This is a genomic window from Sporofaciens musculi (genome assembly GCF_009830285.1).
GTDB classification, from domain to species: Bacteria; Bacillota; Clostridia; order Lachnospirales; family Lachnospiraceae; genus Sporofaciens; species Sporofaciens musculi.
On the sequence record NZ_WUQX01000001.1, the window covers coordinates 4,164,672 to 4,182,563 of the forward strand.

Annotated in this window: 15 protein-coding genes; 3 read left to right on the forward strand and 12 right to left on the reverse strand. The window is 45.9% G+C overall.

The genetic code is table 11. The annotated features are described in order from the left end of the window. Nucleotides 1–85: 85 nt before the first annotated feature. Both GN277_RS21200 and GN277_RS21205 read right to left on the reverse strand, forming a co-directional pair. On the reverse strand, nucleotides 86–706 hold the full coding sequence (locus tag GN277_RS21200; RefSeq protein ID WP_159753366.1) for an NUDIX hydrolase N-terminal domain-containing protein: 621 nt from the start codon (nucleotides 704–706) through the stop codon (nucleotides 86–88). Further along, nucleotides 696–917: a hypothetical protein gene (locus GN277_RS21205; protein WP_204162771.1), complete on the reverse strand. Its 222-nt coding sequence runs from the start codon at nucleotides 915–917 to the stop codon at nucleotides 696–698. The genes GN277_RS21200 and GN277_RS21205 overlap by 11 nt, the downstream gene beginning before the upstream one ends. 189 nt (nucleotides 918–1,106) lie before the next feature. Between GN277_RS21205 and recQ the strand changes: the two genes are divergently transcribed. The 3 genes from recQ (at nucleotide 1,107) to GN277_RS21220 (ending at nucleotide 8,054) form a co-directional block, all read left to right on the forward strand. Further along, complete coding sequence (gene recQ, locus GN277_RS21210; RefSeq protein ID WP_159753368.1) at nucleotides 1,107–2,969, forward strand: DNA helicase RecQ; 1,863 nt, start codon at nucleotides 1,107–1,109, stop codon at nucleotides 2,967–2,969. A gap of 297 nt (nucleotides 2,970–3,266) precedes the next feature. Next, nucleotides 3,267–5,678, forward strand: a complete 2,412-nt coding sequence (locus GN277_RS21215) for a hypothetical protein (protein WP_159753370.1) — start codon at nucleotides 3,267–3,269, stop codon at nucleotides 5,676–5,678. Nucleotides 5,679–6,026: 348 nt separating this feature from the next. Beyond that, nucleotides 6,027–8,054 carry a methyl-accepting chemotaxis protein gene (locus GN277_RS21220; RefSeq protein WP_159753372.1) on the forward strand — a complete coding sequence of 676 codons (2,028 nt, stop codon included), beginning with the start codon at nucleotides 6,027–6,029 and terminating at the stop codon, nucleotides 8,052–8,054. A gap of 53 nt (nucleotides 8,055–8,107) precedes the next feature. Here the strand turns inward: GN277_RS21220 and GN277_RS21225 are convergent, their stop codons facing one another. From GN277_RS21225 to GN277_RS21270, 10 genes are all read right to left on the reverse strand, one after another. Beyond that, nucleotides 8,108–8,614, reverse strand: a complete 507-nt coding sequence (locus GN277_RS21225) for a methylated-DNA--[protein]-cysteine S-methyltransferase (RefSeq protein ID WP_159753374.1) — start codon at nucleotides 8,612–8,614, stop codon at nucleotides 8,108–8,110. Between the two features lie 93 nt (nucleotides 8,615–8,707). Further along, nucleotides 8,708–10,888: an ABC transporter permease gene (locus GN277_RS21230; RefSeq protein WP_159753377.1), complete on the reverse strand. Its 2,181-nt coding sequence runs from the start codon at nucleotides 10,886–10,888 to the stop codon at nucleotides 8,708–8,710. 5 nt (nucleotides 10,889–10,893) lie between these two features. Continuing rightward, nucleotides 10,894–11,571 (reverse strand): ABC transporter ATP-binding protein, encoded by a 678-nt coding sequence (locus GN277_RS21235; protein WP_159753379.1) that lies wholly within the window; start codon nucleotides 11,569–11,571, stop codon nucleotides 10,894–10,896. 84 nt (nucleotides 11,572–11,655) lie between these two features. Further along, a complete protein-coding gene (locus GN277_RS21240; protein WP_159753381.1) occupies nucleotides 11,656–12,852 on the reverse strand; it encodes a sensor histidine kinase in 1,197 nt (398 codons plus the stop codon). Further along, a complete protein-coding gene (locus GN277_RS21245; protein WP_159757025.1) occupies nucleotides 12,837–13,520 on the reverse strand; it encodes a response regulator transcription factor in 684 nt (227 codons plus the stop codon). The genes GN277_RS21240 and GN277_RS21245 overlap by 16 nt, the downstream gene beginning before the upstream one ends. Before the next feature lie 24 nt (nucleotides 13,521–13,544). Continuing rightward, complete coding sequence (cobA, locus tag GN277_RS21250) at nucleotides 13,545–15,053, reverse strand: uroporphyrinogen-III C-methyltransferase (protein ID WP_159753383.1); 1,509 nt, start codon at nucleotides 15,051–15,053, stop codon at nucleotides 13,545–13,547. Nucleotides 15,054–15,115: 62 nt separating this feature from the next. Beyond that, on the reverse strand, nucleotides 15,116–16,009 hold the full coding sequence (gene hemC / locus GN277_RS21255; protein WP_159753385.1) for a hydroxymethylbilane synthase: 894 nt from the start codon (nucleotides 16,007–16,009) through the stop codon (nucleotides 15,116–15,118). Between the two features lie 19 nt (nucleotides 16,010–16,028). After that, the gene (locus GN277_RS21260; RefSeq protein ID WP_159753387.1) at nucleotides 16,029–16,607 is read right to left on the reverse strand and encodes a biotin transporter BioY; all 579 of its coding nucleotides are present in this window, start codon (nucleotides 16,605–16,607) and stop codon (nucleotides 16,029–16,031) included. A 70-nt stretch (nucleotides 16,608–16,677) separates the two neighbouring features. Next, complete coding sequence (locus GN277_RS21265) at nucleotides 16,678–17,406, reverse strand: NAD-dependent protein deacylase (protein ID WP_159757028.1); 729 nt, start codon at nucleotides 17,404–17,406, stop codon at nucleotides 16,678–16,680. Nucleotides 17,407–17,426: 20 nt separating this feature from the next. Further along, entirely contained in the window at nucleotides 17,427–17,882 is a 456-nt protein-coding gene (locus GN277_RS21270) for a MarR family winged helix-turn-helix transcriptional regulator (protein WP_159753389.1), read from the reverse strand. Nucleotides 17,883–17,892 lie beyond the last annotated feature (10 nt).

Consider the following 17,892-nt stretch of genomic DNA (forward strand, 5'->3'; position numbering starts at 1 on the left):
CTATATGATTCTCCCACAAGCCGTATGCTCTGGGTTCACATACAGACTTCCCGCACCGCCAACCACCGGCTGCCGGCTCTAACAGCTAATCAAAAAGGGTTTTCCAATCCCTGGATTGGTATGCGTCAAAACACATCCTCACTTGTTCTTCGTTATTCTTTTCCTCTGCAAGCGTCGGTAATTCGTCAATCCCAAAATATCTACTCTCTACAGTCTCAATATTAGGTTCAAATTTACCGCCGATTACGGTGCATAATATAAAAATCTTACACACCTTATATGCATAAACAGGCAAATTATGCTTCTCCCTGTCCTGGACGGCAATCACCATATCCGCGGTAACATCTAACCCTGCCTCCTCTTTTACCTCTTTAATCGTATTCTCCTTCACAGATACATTGACGTCAACCCATCCGCCAGGCAGCGACCATGTACCGTTTTTCTCCTTCACAAGCAGAATCTTATGATCTTTAAAAATCGCCGCACGACTGTCAAGTTTGGGCGTCTGATATCCAATTTCGTTGCAAAACAAGGATTTCACTTTATCAACCGGAATTGCCGACTTATAGGAAATCATTTCCGCTGCAATACCTCGGATTCTCTCATACCGTTCCTTGTCAAACATATCTTTTCCATAAAAAAGACCCTCTTGGGCTATACTCTGTAATTCTACTGCCCATTGCAGCCATATCTCATTACTCTCCATGCTCAATTCCTCTTTCCCACTCATTTATAAAGCATTTGATTACCTTACATAAAAAGAGCTCAACCGCTTTGTGCCAGTGCCAGGGTACAAACTGTCCAATATATTTATCTAATTCCGCACAAGACATAATATAAGGAAAGTCACTATCAAAATTGGGAAGGCGTTCTTCCCTGCTCTCTGCATGAAACTCAAACTTCTGTATCATTTTCATAAACTACCTCATTTGCATCCAGCCAGGAAAGAAGGCCCCACTTCGCCGCAACTGTATACTTTACCGTTTTCGAGAACATTTTACCCTGTTTTCATTGTAATATCAATGTTTTCGGCTTATAATATTCTAATGATAAAAAATGAAACATGCCCGCATTGAGCAAAGCTGAAGCTTTTTAAGGAGATGTACATGAACCCATCAGATATATTAAAAAAATATTTTGGATATGATTCTTTCAGAAATGGCCAGGAAGAAATTATAAAGTCCATCCTGTCAGGAAAAGATGCTCTGGCCATTATGCCCACCGGCGCAGGTAAATCCCTGTGTTACCAAGTCCCTGCATTATTGCTTTCTGGAATCACACTTGTAATATCACCTCTGATATCCCTGATGCAAGATCAGGTGAAATCTTTAAACGAAGCGGGGATTCATGCCGCCTTCATCAATTCCTCTTTGACAGAAGCTCAGATAACCAAAGCGCTTAACCTGGCGGCAAAAGGCACCTATAAGATCATATATGTGGCGCCGGAGAGACTGGAAAGCAACCGGTTTATGGATTTTGCACTGAACAGTGAAATCTCGATGGTTACGGTGGACGAAGCTCATTGTATTTCCCAATGGGGACAGGATTTTCGTCCAAGCTATCTGAAAATCATTGAATTTATCAATCATCTGCCAGTCAGACCTGTTGTGAGTGCATTTACCGCCACAGCAACCAAGGAGGTGAAGACAGATATTGAATGTATCCTTAAGCTAAACCGTCCAAATGTAGTTGTCACAGGATTTGACAGGGAAAATCTGTACTACAGCGTTGAGCATGCGGCGGGGAGGAGGAAGGATGCCTTTGTAATAGATTATATTGAGAAGCATCCCGGTGAGAGCGGTATCATATACTGTACAACAAGAAAAAACGTGGATTCTCTATATGAGATGCTGTTCAAAAGGGGAATTCCTGTGACCAGCTACCATGCGGGGATTGATAACAATACACGGAAGAAGAATCAAGATGATTTTATCTATGACAGGGCACAGGTTGTAGTGGCAACTAATGCCTTTGGTATGGGGATTGATAAGTCCAACGTCAGGTTTGTCATTCATTACAACATGCCTCAGAGCATGGAGAACTATTATCAGGAAGCAGGACGCGCAGGACGCGACGGTGAGAATTCCCAGTGTATCCTTCTCTTCTCGGCCCAGGATGTGATAATCGACAAGTTTCTGCTTGATAATAAGAATTTTGAGGAAATGGATACGGAAGACATAGAGCTTATCAAACAGCGAGACTCCTACCGTCTTCAGGTCATGGAAGGCTACTGCAAAACCACATCCTGTCTGAGAAATTACATATTGGAGTATTTTGGTGAGAAAACATTTTCTCCATGTGATAATTGCGGAAATTGCCATCGCGACTATACAGAGGCTGATATGACGGCTGAAGCAAAATGGGTGATAAACTGCATTGCGGAAACCAGAGGGAGATATGGACGGAACATTGTGACAGGAACTCTGGTTGGAGCCAGTCGTGCCAGATTAAGGGAGATTGGAGCAGATACATACAGATCTTATGGAGTTCTGTCAGATATCAGTGAAAAGGATATCCAGATATTAATCGACCAGATGCTAAGAAAGGGATATATTGTACAGACAAACGGGGAATATCCAGTACTTCAGATGGGTGATATCAGTGCATTAAAACAAGAAGATACCCGCGTCCTGATACGTAAGTTCGGGGACAAGGAGATACCTTTTTCTGGCAGCAGGAAGAAGGTAAGAAGCACAGATGCGCTTACCAGTGCAGGTTACAGGCTGTTTGAATCTCTGCGCCGGCTGCGTACGGCTATCGCAAAGGAGGCTGGAATCCCGCCGTACATTATCTTCAATGATAAGACTCTAATTGAGATGTGCACCAAGATGCCGCAGGACAAGCAGGAGATGCTTGCGGTAACAGGCGTCGGAGAGAACAAATATCACAAATACGGTCAGAGCTTCATTGATGCAATCGCAGAATTTATCAGAGCCAATCCCAAGTCAGTTATTAGTACGAAAAATTAGATATAAGCAGGCTAAAGAAACATGGAACGGGTTAGAATAAATATAAATGGGCGACATTGTATTCACATACCGGTGACTGCCTCGCAGCAAAGCTGCGAGGTAATTTATTTGAAGAAAATATAAATATTGTATATTATTTACATGTATGTTATAGTGTAAATTATAGTGATGTTTATTTTAACTAAAATGATGATCTGCGATGTAAGGTACAAACAATAAATGGGGGTAGGAATATGTCGCAGCAAGGTCAGGAAAGGTACAGGAATGAGAGGAAAAAAGAATTTATTTTGCACGCTTTTGGCAATAGGCTTAATGTGGGTTTTTCAACCGGAAGCAGCATCCGCAGACAGCGGAACGATAGCAATAACTGAAACAACAAATAACTTTAACGTACCCTGTGGGGAGGGTTCGGCAAATTACGACTCTGATACAAAGACGCTGACATTGGAGAATGCAGTTATTAGTCAGGGTTCTGCTGCAAGCCCCCTCTTATATGGTATTACGATTGAAAGAGAAGGTGTCACTGTTGAATTACTTGGGAAGAATTCCATCGATGCTTACACAGGGATATGGAGTAGAAATCCATTTCAAATATTAGGAAACGGCGGCGGCAGCCTCTCAATCCGCGCAAGCAGGAATCAGGATGTTAATTCTGTTGCATGTTTTGGTATCAAAATTGAGTCCGGCGGGCTGACTGTTCAGGATGCAGACCTTAAGGTTACACTAGATGATTTAGGGAATGTGAACGGTTATGCAATAGATATCTGCGGAAACGACAACCTTATAAGCAATTCCCATATAACACTTACAATGCCGCCAGGCTCCACTACAGCATACCCCAAAACAACAGGAATCAATGCAACTATGGCAGATTCCCTTACAATAACAGACGGTTCGAGTATTACCATGAATACTGTTGATGCGGGAATCGCTGTTACGGGGAATCTGAGTATATCAGAGAGTAATATTGTAATAGAACGTGCGAATCAATATGCCATTTCCTGTGGGAATCTGGATATATCAAATAAATCTAACTTAGAGCTCATTGCAGGCAGCCACCAGGCAATCGGGACAGGGAATCTTACGATTTCCAATTCCTTTGTTCGAGCAGAATCAGAACAAAACAACGGTTTACTGTGCGCAAACCTTGAAGTGACTGCTTCTTCGGAGGTGATTGCCAAAGGAGGAAAATACCCTGCCTCTTTTGTAGAGAATCATATGGTTATCAGGGAATCCACTCTAAACGCGCAGTCTAAGGAAGACGTTGGGCTCTACTGCTCTAATGGAGATATCGAAATTATCAGTTCCAAAGTAGAGGCAGGCTCAGATAAAGAGCTCCCTGGTATCCTTACGGAAAAGAATCTGACATTGACAGATTCTGAGGTGATTTCGACTGGGAAGGCTGGTGAAGCCTCTATCCTAGCCAGAGCTGACATCTATGTGACAGGAGGCACGACAGAGATTGGAGCCGGAAAGATAATTTCAGGAAATAATATTACGATTGCTGGTATTGTTACTTCAGATGGGAGTCCGTCTTATAATAATATAATCAGTAATAATCCCAACGGAATCCTTATTTTCCCAAAGGCAGACTACAGTGCAGTAAATGCAGCGATTGAAAAAGCAAACGAGTTGAATAAAGACGATTATTCAAATTTTGATATAGTAGAAAAAGCGATTAATGCTGTAGTTCGTGACAAGGATATCAGGGAGCAGGATATCGTGGATGGATATGCACAGGCCATCAATGCGGCAGTGGACGCATTGAAGCCAGTGCTTTTGCCGCCAATTAACTACCCGATTATCGAAGCTGACCAGACAGTCGTAAAAGACGGTACAAGCAGCGTAACCATTAAGATAGATGCTGTTTTTAATGACTTTATCGGTGTATCAGTTGATAATAAAGAAGTTGGAAAGGACCAGTATACAGCTAAAACCGGTTCAACGATTATTACGCTGAAGCCAGAATATATTCAGACTTTAACGGAAGGAATTCATGATGTCACAATTCATTTTGTAAATGGAACAGCACAGATGAATCTGACAGTCACAGAGAAGGCGAATCCAGACGACACGGATAAGCCAGATGATACAGACAAGCCTGATAAGCCAGACACTCCGGATAAACCAGATGATACAGATAAGCCCGATACTCCAGATAAACCGGACACTCCGGATAAGCCGGATGATACAGACAAGCCCGATAAGCCAGACACTCCGGATAAACCAGATGATACAGATAAGCCCGATACTCCAGATAAGCCAGATGATACAGATAAGCCGGACAATACAGACAAACCGGACACTCCGGATAAGCCAGACGATACAGACAAACCGGACACTCCGGATAAGCCAGACGATACAGACAAGCCCGATACTCCGGATAAGCCGGATGATACAGACAAGCCCGATACTTCAGATAAGCCGGACAATACAGACAAGCCCGATACTCCGCCAGAAAAACCTGGAGATACCTCAAATAATGGACAGCCACAAAGGCCTTCAGGTTCTTTAAATAATGGACAGACGCCGAAGCCTTCAGGTTCTTCAAATGCACAGACAACGGGACAAAGCACTCAGACCAAAGCGCCTAAAACTGGCGATCATTCACCGATTGAAGGATTATTGCTCCTTATGCTCGTTTCTGGTGTGGGAATGACAGCCGCAAAGAAATATGAAATGCATTTCAAGAGGTCAAACCACAAATAAAAAAAGGAAAACCAGATATAACCAACTTAAAGGTTGTTTACATCTGGTTTTTATTAAGATAATGCTAAGAATTCCCATTTTGTTATTGTTCACACCCATGGTGTTCACAGTAACAAATCCGGCCTATTTAAAGTTGTCTTACGGCAAGAGGCCGGATTCTGCCCCATTACTGTACTGACCTGTAGCCGTGCAGCGTAGTGCACGGCTCAGGAGTGAACAGTAAACCCATTTTTCTAAAATAACCTGCAAAAAAGAATATTGAAAAACAAGTAAAGCCATGATAAAATAATTGTGCAAAAATATGGTCATACGTGTTGACCCGTGCGAAATATTTACAGGGGGAATCATATGAAGTTTTTAGCAAACCGTAAACTAGCAACAAGAATCGGTATAATCACCACGGCAATTACTTTTACAGGCATGATTCTGCTATGGTTCATCGTGTCCAGCCGTATCTCTTCCATGGTGGAAAACAACGCCACCAACCAGATGATTGACGCCGTCGAATCCAGGGCTGCCATCATCAACGACTATGTCTCCTCTGCCGAAGAATACATGTCGGCATTCGCCCTAAGCAGTGAAGTCCGCAACCTGTTAATGAATCCGGAAGATCCTGCCCTTCTGCAGGAAGCACAACGGTATACCGAAGACTTTGCCGCAATCAAGGGAATCTTTGAGGGATTATACATCGCCACTCCATCCACATACGTCCTGACACATATCTCCCCGGATGCAATCGGAATCACCACTCGGACCGGAGAATCATTAGAAATGTTTCAGGAAACAATCCTTGCACAGCCTCAGCTAACCAATCTGGGCATCATGGAGTCTCCCGGAACCGGTAGTATGATTTTGTCCATGTACTATCCGATTTTCGACGGGCAGACCTGTATCGGCTATGTCGGCGCAGGCGTCTATGCCAGCCACCTGACAGATGTGTTGCTGAATCTGGACATCAAAGGTATGACTCACAGCGAGTATGTATTTTTAAGCGTAGAGAACGGAACATACCTCTATCATGAAGACGAATCCATGCTGAACACAGAGACAACCGACAAAGGTTATCTGGAAATCATAAACCGTATCAAATCCAACGGCAGTACAGAAGCGGGTACATATTCCTATCGGGATGAAAACGGAGTAGACCAACTGGTGGTCTACAAATACCTGAAAGATCGTAACTGGGTCTTCATGGTGCGCGACAATTCAGCAGAGGTCTATGAGCGCGTCACAATCGTGCGCGTCACGGTAGCAATCCTCTGTGCAACCGTAGCAGTAATCATCATCCTTGTTACGCTGCTCATTCTGTACAGGGAAGGCAGAGAACTTATGGCAATGGAGCGGGCGATCAGCCGCCTGGGCAAACTGGAGTTATCCGCTGACCGTGATCTGGAACCATTCTACGGCAGGACAGACGAGATCGGTATGATTGCGGAAACAATCCATCAAGTCTGCAACTGTCTGCGGAAGACGATTGAAGATATCGGACGGATTCTGGGTGAGATGGCAGCCGGCAACATAGCCGTAGACGTGGTAAAAAACGAAGACTATTATATCGGAGATTTCCGAGTCCTGGCAGAAAGCCTGAAAAGTATCCGCACCCACCTGACAGACGTAATGTGCGACATTACCCATATCGCCAATCAGGTAAACAGCGGCGCAAACCAGGTGTCCGCAGGCGCTCAGGCGCTGTCCTTAGGAACCATGCATCAAAAAGATTCTATGAACGGGCTGGTGTCCAACGTTACGGACATTACCACACAGATTCAGAACAGCGCTGTCCGGTGCGGCGATGCCAGCAATCTGGTTGACAAAGCAACCGGCTATGCAGCCGAGGCAGATACAAAGATGGAGCAGCTCATTACAGCTACAAGGAACATTGACGAGTCCTCCTCCCAGATCGGCAGTATTATAAAAACCATCGAGGATATCGCCTTCCAGACCAACATTCTTGCGCTGAACGCCGCGGTAGAGGCCGCCCGCGCCGGCGATGCAGGCCAGGGCTTCTCCGTAGTATCGGATGAAGTCAGAAACCTTGCTTCCAAGTCCGCCGAAGCTGCAAGAGACACAAGCACGTTGATTGGACGTTCACTCCAAGATGTACAGACTGGTACAGAGTCTACAAACCTTGCCATATCCGCGATGCAGGTTATTAATGAATGTATCCAGTCCATTAAAGCTCTGATGGATGAGATTTCTCTCGCCAGCGTCCAGCAGTCAGAGATGATCGTATCTGTTGAAAACAGGATTAAAGAAGTATCAAAAGTAATCGAAGAAAATTCCGACGCTGCTGAAGAAAGCGCGGCAATCTCCAACGAACTGTCCGACCAGGCTAAGACACTGAATCACTTGATCAGCCAGTTCCGCATAAAATAAAACAAAGGGGATTTTCCATCTGTCAAAAACAGAGGAAGATCCCCTTCAAAAATCTATTCACCTGATTTATTCCCTTTTTCCAAAATCAACAGCTTCTCTTTTATGTGGATACCTCCGGCATACCCTGTCAGGCTGCCATTCGCCCCGACCACCCTATGGCATGGAATCATCAACGAAATAGCGTTGCGTCCCACCGCCCCGCCAACTGCCTGGGCTGACATCTGAGAAAGCCCCTTCTGCTCTGCAATTATTTTAGCTATCTCTCCATATGTCATAGTCTTCCCATATGGAATCGTAAGCAGAATCTCCCATACAGCTCTTTGGAACGGGGTAGCCTTCATGGATAGGGGCGGAGTAAAATCTGGTTCTCTTCCGCTAAAATAAATAGAAAGCCACCTGTCTGCCTGTTCAAAAACAGGCATTTCTCTCTGCTCATGCTCCTTAGAAAGCCCAGCGCCAAAATACTTCTGACCGTCAAACCATAAGCCCGTCAGCGATTCTTTGTCGCTCGCAAGCGTAATTCCACCAAATGGCGAAGCGTAATGGTGCGTATACTCCATGGTCTGATACCTCCCCTGTCCCTTCACTCTTTTACTTCTGCCAATACTGCCAGATCTTATCCTACCATAATCCGCCTTTCTTAGTCAATGAAGTCAAATCATTACGTCGTTTCTCAACGCCTCATTTAAATCGCATTTCAGAATCCGTTTTCCACCAATATAATAAGCCAGTGCAACAAAGCCCATCATTGTCAGGCCAAAGAACAGAATTGGCATTATGGGAGCCTCTGCCCAGAATACCCCAGGCTCTAAATGGCTGGCTCTTACAGAAAACTGAATAAACAGAGCCGTAAGGGGCAGGGTGACCAAAAAAGGTCTTCCCGCAATCACAAATCCCTCGATACAGAATATTTTTTTCATCTCCCGCGGCGTTACTCCGATAGACATATAGCGGGCAAATTCCCGCTTTCTCTGGCCCAGGAAGCCCAGCGTATTAGAAAATACGTTGGCAATCCCAATCACAGCAAGAAGTACAGTAAATCCCCCAAAAATCACCTTCATTCCCCTAATCATTCGGGCATTAGCCAGCTTCTCCTGGATACGATTCTCACTCTCCGCCATATATGACGGCTTAAGAACCGCCATCACAGCCTCCTCCAAAACCTTCAATTCTTCAAGGGCTTCCTTCTGTTTTGCCAAAATCCGAATCATACAGTCCGCTTCTACACTCCCCAACTGATGGGAAATATTTTCCCAGACAGACACAGGGATGAAATGCACCAGTCCATAATCCTCATATTCTTCTCTCAGCGCTGGCGCTTCCTGGGTATAAGCTAAAACAGAAAGCTCTGCTCCATTTTCTGTGTTCCCCAAACCAAACAGAATACTTTCTTTTGTATCTTCCTTTACAAAAGGCACATAACTCCTGTGACGATAATCACTGTTTACACTGTCCCAGACTTTATTTAACACAATTCCTCCCTCAAGGCTTGGGGTAATCCCAATCTGTGAACAATACTTAAGAAAACTTTCATTATCCAATACCACAATGGGCGCTTTCACCTTAATCTCCCCTAATTCTCCATACTCTGCCGCTTTGTCAACGGCTCTTAGTCCGCCAAGGGCAAGCAGCTCGTTACTCTGACTATCCATTGGAATAATCGTCGTCCCCTGAGCCTTCTGGTATACAGTAACCTCCCCTATACTCTCTATTTTTCTCAGTTCCTTTGTCAATTCAAAATCTTCGATTGCAGTATCCTTTACCGTAGCCATAATATCCCATGCATCCTGATAGCGGGCAAAATAGGTCTCCCTGGTACTAATCTCAGAAAGAGTCGTAAAGCAAAGCATTATGGAAAACCCCAAAAACGACAGCAGCAGAGACAAAGAAGATATACGCAGAGCTTTTCTTTGGGCCTTCAATGCATTTCCTGCAAGCTCTCCCTCCATACCAAACAGCCAAAATAAAAAGGGAGAGTGTTTCTCCTTCTTAAGCTGCAAGCCTCCGCTGTTCCCAATGGCTTCAAGAGGCGTTATCCTGCTTAATTTTACTGCTGGTATCCAGGCAGAAAATAACACGGTCACAGCAGAAGCCACCAGCGTAATTGCCAAGATGGCTGGATGGTACTGAAAAACAGCCTCGTAACGTCCAGGCAAATCCTTCGCGAACAGATTGACAGCTCCGATTATGCAAAAGCTTACTCCCACGCCTGCCAGACTGCCAAGCAGCATCGGTAAGGCGCTTAAATATACTGCTTCCTGTAAAAGACAAATCTTAATCTGTCTCGGCGTTGCCCCAATTCCGGATAAAATACCAAACTGATGAAGCCTGGCGTTCATGGATAATTCAAAGGAATTCCGTATAATCAGAATCAGCGATATTGATACAAGTATCAATATTCCCAGATATAAAGTCAGCAATAACGGAGGCTCATCATCCTTGGGATCATGGACCAAATATCTGGACAACAGAAGGGAATGATAGAAAACAGCCTCATCTCCCAATCCGAGCTGTTCTGCAATCAAGGGCATATCCTCATAAATGGTCCGTATATCCTGAAAATAAATGTCAGCCTCATCTCCATTCATTACAATGCTCTCTACATTTTCAAAATTTTGAATCAGCGACAAATCAGCTTCATCCATCCCGCCTACCATGCGCCCCTGCCAGTCCCCTTCCTCCCTGACAATCTTTTCCAATTCATAGACCCAGAAATTATATGCCGTACAGCACAAAAGAGACAGGAACATGGTGGCAATAAAAGAGGCCGCCATCACAGACACACAGGAGGACCTGTTATTTTTCAGATAACTCTTAGAGTAATCCTTCCACATGCTACTCACCTCCTCTGGTCACTGATGATTCTGCCGTCTTCTATGGTCAGGATTCTATCCGCCTCCAACGCCACTTTTTCATCATGGGTAATAAGCAGAATTGTTTGATTCATATCACGGTTGGAGAGCTTCAACAAATCTATAATCTCAACGGAATTCTTTCGATCAAGATTTCCCGTAGGCTCGTCCGCCAAAAGAATTGCCGGCCGGTAGATGAGCGCTCTGGCAATGGCGGCTCTCTGCTGCTGGCCGCCCGATAATTGACTAGGCAGTGAAGATAGCTTATCCTGGATTCCCAGCCTGTTTACAATTTCCTCAAAATAATCCTTATCTGGCTTTCGTTTATCAAGAAGAAGCGGCATAAGAATATTCTTTTCCACAGTTAAGGTAGGAATCAGATTATAAAACTGATAGATAAGCCCCACCTTCCGCCTCCTGAAAATGGCAGCCTCCCTGTGGTTCAGTCCTCCAATGTCTACGCCGTCTACAGTCACGCTCCCCGCTGTAGGCTTATCAACGCTTCCCAAAATATGCAGAAGCGTTGACTTTCCAGACCCTGACGCACCGACGACCGCAACAAAATCTCCCTTCTCAAAAGACAGGTCAATTCCGTTTAAAGCAGCCACCTGATTATCACCTTTTCCATAAATTTTTGTAACCTGGCTACATTTCAATATTTCCATGGCAACCTCCTGATTCTATTATTTGTCCACAGGAAAAACCTGTGACAGTTACCATTATAGCAAATGAAAGTGACAGCTCAGTGACTAGCGCAAGCCTTCCCGTGGGGGATAAAAACGTATCTCAAAACAGGCTCCGCCCTCCATAAGATTATATGCGCTTAGAACTCCCTCCTGCATCTCCACAATAGCCTTTGCAAGCGGCAGCCCGATCCCAATACCGTCAGTCTTCCTATTCCTCCCCCGATAGAATCTCTCAAACAGCCGTATAATATCTTCCCTGGCAAATCCTTTTCCCTCATCCCATATCCGTATCTGCACATAGAGGGGATTCTTTTCATAAGCGCAATGAACCACAGCTTTGGCTTCAGATGCCTCTATGCAATTCTTCATGAGATTCATAATAGCTTCCATCGTCCAATCCAAATCCACAAAAATATCTGCCCCACCCATTTCCGGAATATCCACATTCACTTCTGACTGTACAAAAAGCTCTTGAAGCTGATCAGAAGCTAGGGTTAATACAGTAAACACATCCACATGGGTCCTTTTAAGCATAAGCGTCCCTGAATCAATGCGGGATAAAAGCAACAGCGACTCCTCCAGCCTGGTCATCCTGTCTAACTGGCGTTTCATCCGTTCAGGATAATCAGCAGAAGGCTGTTCCTTCATCATCTGAACAGCCAAAGAAAGCGCCGTAATGGGCGTCTTTAGCTGGTGGGCAATGTTGGCAAGATTTTCTGCATAGTTATTCCTTGCCGCCAGAGCCCTATCCCTGGTCTGGTAAAGCATAGTCACAGTTTTATAAATCTCGTCCTGCAATCCAGAAAATTCATCCTCCCACCTGTCCCAAAGCAGACCTTTGCCTCCTGTATTGATTTTCGCCAGATAGCCTGTCAGCATATTGATCCGTTCTTCCATTTTCCTTCTACCGTACTGAAGCCTGTAAAGAAACAGAAAAATGCCTGCCCCTAATCCCACGGCAGCGCCCCCAATCGCCATGGGACCCACAGTTAGAAAATCCCATGAACGATAACCGAAGGACGTAAGTATATTTTCACTTACAGTTACCGCGGCAAATGCTTCTCTTTTTTTTAACACCTCCAAAATTACATGCTTCGAGTCCGGACAACGTTCCATTACCTGTCCACAGACATTTCCCAACATCTGAAACTGCTTTTGAGCAAAATAATGACTTAGAAAAATCGCTGTCAGTGCAGTTATCGCAAAACTGACTGACAGCGCAAGCATAAGCGTCATTCTGCCTTTTACTCTTGTATCCATGCATCCTCCTCCATGCGATACCCAAAACTGCGAATCGTTTTCAAGCAAGACGGCTGGTGAAGCTTCTCCCGCAAACGCTTAATCGCCACCGTCAGCGTATTGTCATTTACATAGTTCCCGTTTTTGTCCCATACTTGCAAAAGAAGACTCTCCCTTGTAACGGTCTTCCCCTTGTTCGTCATCAAAAGCAGTAAAATCTGATACTCTGCCTGGCTTACGGAAATCTCCTCCCCCTGGTAAAAAACTGCCATTGCTTTTTTATCCAGGGAAATACTGCCGCAGGACAGATAGCGTCCTGACACCTCCCTTGTCCTGCGAAGCAAAGCCCGAACACGTGAATACAAAACCTCCAGCTCAAAGGGCTTCACCACATAGTCGTCGGCCCCCTCCTCGAATCCGGCTACAATATCACAGGTATCATTCCGTACAGTCAGAAAAATAACCGGAACCTCCACCCATCTGGAACGAATCCACCTTAACAGGTCATTCCCCTTCCCATCCGGCAGATTCCAGTCAACCAGCGCAAGCTCTGGAACCTGACGCATAAATCCCCTTTTTCCTTCCTGAAGCGTCCGAAACACAGAGACAGAATACCCCTTTTTTACCAGATATTCCTTCACCATTCTCGCAATATTTTCATCATCTTCAATGTAATAGATTTCCGTCATTTCAACGCCTCCCGCCAGTTCCATCTATACACACGCAGCTAACGCCTCCACCGTCGCATTCTTAGCAACGTCCGTTTGCATTCCTGCTTCTATTGCCGCCTGCTGCGTCTTCTCTCCGATACACACGGCGCGCACCGTTTCATATGGGAAATCCCCCAACATACGGCAGAAGCCCTCCACTGTTGAACTGCTGGTAAAGATTACGCCGGTAACCGAACCATTTTCCATAAATGAGCGAAGCATCTCCCCTCTTTCCATGGAAAATTCCGTATCATAAACAGCAAGCTCCCGATAACTTAACTTCGGATTCCTCTCTATCTCTTGAAGAAGCTCAGCACCTCCCCGCGAGGACCTTGCAAGCAGAAGTCTTGTCCCGTCTGTAAGCTTTCCTGCAAGCAGTTTTCCAAGGGAAATCCCGTCATAATGTTCAGGTACATAATCTGCCTGGATACCTCTTTTCCTTAATTCCTCTGCGGTGCCCCCTCCAATCGCTGCGAACCGCATATGGGATAACGCCCGTACATCCCTGCCATTTTCCAGCAGTAACTCAAAGAATCTTTCAACGCCATAAGGGGATGTGAAAACCAATACCTGATACTTAAAGAGCTCTTTCATCTCTGCCTCAATCTCCTTAAGCCGGCCTTCATCCTGGATTGGTACTGTGCGAATCGTCGGCACAGTCAGCACCTCAGCCCCCATCTCCCTTAACCTCTCCTGTAATCTGGTATCCCGTTCTTTTGGACGCGTGACGATAAGCTTTTCCCCGAACAATGGAAGCTTATGGTACCATGCAAACTGCTCTGCCAGTGCGCATACCTCTCCCACAACAATCGTAGAAGGAGCTTTTATCTGCCTCTTTCGCGCCGCCTTGGCCAGCGTTCCTACTGTTGCCACAATTCTTCTCTGTCTGGCCGTTGTCCCTTGCTCAAGGATTGCCGCCGGCGTATTCTTATCCATTCCCCCATGTTCAAGACCTTTCATAATATCCTCCAATGCACTCACACCCATGAGAAATATCAGGGTTCCCTGGGTCTTAACAAGGGCCTCATAGGGAATCGTCTGGCTTTTTCCTGCCCGATGATGTCCGGTGACAATATGTACATCCGACACATAGTCTCTGTGTGTCACAGGAATCCCATTGTAGGCCGGTACTGAAAGGGAAGATGAGATTCCCGGAACCACCTCAAAGGAAATTCCCGCCCGACACAGAGCCTCCGCCTCCTCCCCGCCGCGGCCGAACAAGAAGGGATCGCCTCCCTTCAGACGCACAACCTTTTTCCCAAGCTTTGCCTCTCTAATCAGTATCCGGTTAATCTCCTCCTGGGGCGCCCCATGTTTTCCCGCAGATTTTCCAACGCCAATCATCTTCTTGCCTGCAGGTATCATACTCAGCACCTCATCGCCCACAAGCCTGTCATATACAATACAGTCTCCTTCCCTCAAAAGCCTCTCTGCCTTCACCGTCAAAAGCTCGCATGAACCGGGACCGGCCCCCACAAGCCACACCTTTCCTGCTTCTCTAACATCTCCCATTTACTACCCCCGTTATACATATAATTGAAGCCGTATCTCTGACGACACAGCCTCCCGATACATTAAAATATCCAATCTACATTCCGCTTCAATTCCTGTGCCAAAGAAACTCCCAGGCCTTCCGCCTGGGACCTGTCACCAGATATGCACATTTTCCCATACTCGCCTGTCTCATCATTATAATACAGCCCTCTTACGCGCATCCATTTCTCATCAAGATGCTCCGCATACACTCCAATGGGGCAGGAACAGCCGCCGTTTAAGTAGGCTATATATGCCCGTTCTGCAATGGCACATTCCTTCGCCTTCTCATCAAAAAATCCCTGCAGAAATCCATAGTCCTCCTCTGCTCTCCCCTGGATGCAGAGAATTCCCTGGCCTGCTGCCGGAACCATCTCCTTTGTGGTGAAATACCTGCTAATCCTTCCTTCAAGTCCCAGCCTTTTTAACCCCGCCGCCGCCAGAACCAACGCGCCATATTCTCCGCCATCCAGCTTCTCAAGTCTGGTTAAAACATTTCCTCGAATCGTCTGAAGCTCTGCATTGGGATAAATCTTCTTAAGCTGCAGGCTCCTTCTGTTGCTGGAGCAGCCAATAGGCCCGCCATATTCATATTCTGTTGTCCCCTCTGGCAGAACAAGCACATCCCTTGCATCCTCCCGCGCCGAATATCCAATAATGGGAATATTCGGCGCGATTTCCATAGGCATGTCTTTCAGAGAATGTACGGACAAATCTGTATATCCCTCCAGTAAAAATGTATCCAATTCCTTGACAAACAGCCCTTTGCCCCCAATCTCATCAAGCCTCTTAGACAGAATCCTGTCGCCGGTCGTCATTACCGTCACCAGCTCGGCCTCATATCCCTCACAATGAGTTTCGATATAATCTGCCACCATCTGCGCCTGGATACAGGCAAGTCTGCTCTTTCGTGTCCCAATCCTGATTTTCCTCATACACATCTCCCCTAATCCCTTAGTATAGCGTCCTCCTGATTAGCCCCCTCAGCTTCGCCGCCACACTCACCGCTGCCACACAGAGAATAAAATCCTCCCCCACAGTCAGCAAAAAGCATTGAAACAAAAGAATCTGCCACGTAACCTCCTGAGAGATTAAAATGCGGCAGACCAGCCAATAATACAGCATCCCGATTCCATAATACACCAATAATCCTGCTGTCGAAACCAGCAGTAATTTCATATAATTCAGAATCCGAATGTTTTCACACATCCAGGCCATCATATACGCTGACACAGCGAAACCAAGCAAATATCCGAACGTAGGGCGAAGCAGATAAGACGGCCCGCCCCCTGCTGCAAATACAGGCACTCCTGAAAGTCCAACCAGAAGATATACCCCCACGCTGGCCCCCGCCAGCCTCTTATTCAGCAGAAGCCCTGCCAGCAGAACGAAGAACCACTGTAACGTAAAATGCATGGGAAAAGGTTCTGTGGGCAGCGTTACCTTAATAAAGGCTCCGGAGGCAATGAGCGCCGCAAATAAACCACCTGCGGTCATCTCCCGAATCGATAAAAACTGTCTCTCATTTAACATATTTTTCTCCAACGCACAGATGATTCACCCGTCTTAGCATCTTCCAAGACAGGTGAATCATAATCAAACTTTATCTTACCGTAATCTGCTTCAGCACTTCCCCAATCGGCGCCCCTATCGTAAGCTCGGCCCCGACCTCCCTTGCCGTCGCGCTCTTATTGATTACAACCAGATGTTTTCCACGGAAATAATCAATAAAGCTCGCCGCAGGATAAACCACCAGCGAAGTTCCTCCAATAATCAGCGTATCCGCGCTGCCAATCGCCTGGATACTCCTCTTTATCACTGTAGAGTCAAGCCCCTCCTCATAAAGAACAACATCCGGCTTCACCACCCCGCCGCATGAGCACTTGGGAACCCCTTCAGAGTTCTTCACATATGCCGCGTCATAGAAATGACCGCACTTCTGACAATAGTTACGAAGGATGCTGCCATGTAATTCCAGTACGTTCCGACTGCCCGCCGCCTGATGAAGCCCGTCGATGTTCTGGGTAATCACAGCCGATAATTTCCCTGCCGCCTCAAGCTCGGCAAGCTTTAAGTGAGCCGGATTGGGCTTCGCCTCCAGAAACATCATCTTCTCTTTGTAGAATTCATAGAACCCTTTTGTATTCTGGACGAAAAAGCTGTGGCTTACAATCTGCTCTGGAGAATACCGATATTCCTGGTGATACAGACCGTCCGCACTCCTGAAATCCGGAATATTACTCTCGGTGGATACGCCTGCCCCTCCGAAAAACACCATATTGCTGCTGTCGTCTATAATCTCCTGCAGCTTTTTTACTTCTTCCTCATACATGGCTCTCCCTCTCTTTCCTCTCACCGTTCTTTTTTCTTACTATAGCCGGCAAAAAACTCCGCCAATGCGTCCAGGGTCTTTAAAAGCACCGGCATCTCCGTCTCGTCCAGCTTATCCACTACAGCCTGGGTCATCTGCCTGTGATAGTCCTCATGATGCCTGAAGGCTCTAATTCCCTTCGGAGTCAGCTTCACGAACACCACCCTTCTGTCTTCCTCGCTTCTGTGGCGTTCTACATATTTTTTATTCACAAGGCTATTCATGGCGGTCGTCAGAGAACCCACTGTAATATTCAGCTTCCTGGCAATGGAAGACATATTCTTACCGTCTCCTGTGCCGACTGCCTCGATGACATGCATATCATTATTGGTCAGATCCTTGAATTCCTCCGTAATGATCGCCTTCTCCTCAAGCTCCCAAATCTCGTTGATAAGATTTACCAGGACATTATTAATCGTCACATATGCCTTATCCATTCCTAAACTC